The sequence below is a fragment of the Streptomyces sp. NPDC002130 genome, from assembly GCF_040296465.1.
Classification (GTDB): domain Bacteria; phylum Actinomycetota; class Actinomycetes; order Streptomycetales; family Streptomycetaceae; genus Streptomyces.
In genome coordinates this window covers 1-1346 of sequence record NZ_JBEOXI010000903.1, presented here as the reverse complement: position 1 = coordinate 1346, position 1346 = coordinate 1, and the positions used below count along the sequence as shown (strand labels likewise).

Sequence of the window (1346 nt, the reverse complement as noted above, 5' to 3'; positions counted from 1 at the left end):
GTAGTCGCCGAAGTAGTCGACGACGTCCTCGGGCCACTGGTTGGCCTCCGCCAGCAGCACCGTGTCCGGGTACTGCGCGTCGATCTCCTTGCGCACCCGCTTCAGGAAGTCGTGCGTCTCCGGGAGGTTCTCGCAGTTCGTGCCCTCCTGCTGGTACAGGTACGGCACCGCGTCCAGCCGGAAGCCGTCGATGCCCAGGTCCAGCCAGAACTTCAGCGCGGAGATCATCTCCTCCTGCACGGCCGGGTTCTCGTAGTTGAGGTCCGGCTGGTGGGAGAAGAAGCGGTGCCAGTAGTACTGCTTGCGGACCGGGTCGTAGGTCCAGTTGGAGGCCTCGGTGTCGACGAAGATGATCCGCGCGTCCTGGTACTGCTTGTCGTCGTCGGCCCACACGTAGTAGTCGCCGTAGGGCCCGTCGGGGTCCTTGCGCGACTCCTGGAACCACGGGTGCTGGTCGCTGGTGTGGTTCATGACGAAGTCGATGATCACGCGCATGCCGCGCTGGTGGGCGGCGTCGACGAACTCCACGAAGTCGGCCAGGTCGCCGAACTCCGGCAGGACGGCCGTGTAGTCCGCGACGTCGTAGCCGCCGTCGCGCAGGGGTGACTTGAAGAAGGGCGGCAGCCACAGGCAGTCGACGCCGAGCCACTGGAGGTAGTCGAGCTTGGACGTGAGCCCCTTCAGGTCGCCGACACCGTCGCCGTCGCTGTCCTGGAACGAGCGGACGAGCACCTCGTAGAAGACGGCGCGCTTGAACCAATCCGGGTCTCGGTCCCTCGCGGGAGTGTCCTCGAAGGTGTCCAGCACGGGCTCGTTCACGGTCATGACGTTTGTGCCCCTCCGTTCGCGTGCGCGGCGGGCGGCAACTGGACGTGAAGGACGTGCGCGGGAGCCCGCCCCGGCTCCAACCGCACGTAGTTGTTCCTGCTCCAGTGGTAGGTCTCGCCGGTGAGCTCGTCGCGCACCGGCACCGACTCGTGCCAGTCCAGGCCGAGTCGCGGCATGTCCAGCGAGACCGTGGCCTCCTGGGTGTGGTGGGGGTCGAGGTTGGCGACCACCAGGACCACATCGGATCCGCTGCGCTTGCTGTACGCGATGACCTCGTTGTTGTCGGTGTGGTGGAAGCGGAGGTTCCTGAGCCGGCGCAGTGCCGGATGCTCGCGCCGGATGGTGTTGAGCCGGGTGAGCAGCGGGGCGAGGGTGCGGCCCTCGCGTTCGGCGGCCTCCCAGTCGCGGTGCCGCAGCTGGTACTTCTCCGAGTCCAGGTACTCCTCGGAGCCCTCCCTGAGCGGGGTGTTCTCGCACAGTTCGTAGCCGGAGTAGATGCCCCAGGACGGTGACAGCGT

The 1346-nt window shown here is 66.9% G+C and carries 2 protein-coding genes; both read right to left on the bottom strand.

Annotated elements, in window-relative coordinates:
* A partial coding sequence (locus tag ABT116_RS46820) for an alpha-amylase family glycosyl hydrolase (protein WP_351647417.1) occupies positions 1-825 on the bottom strand: 825 nt, incomplete at its 3' end.
* A partial coding sequence (locus ABT116_RS46815; RefSeq protein ID WP_351647415.1) for an alpha-glucosidase C-terminal domain-containing protein occupies positions 822-1346 on the bottom strand: 525 nt, incomplete at its 5' end. The genes ABT116_RS46815 and ABT116_RS46820, both read right to left, overlap by 4 nt.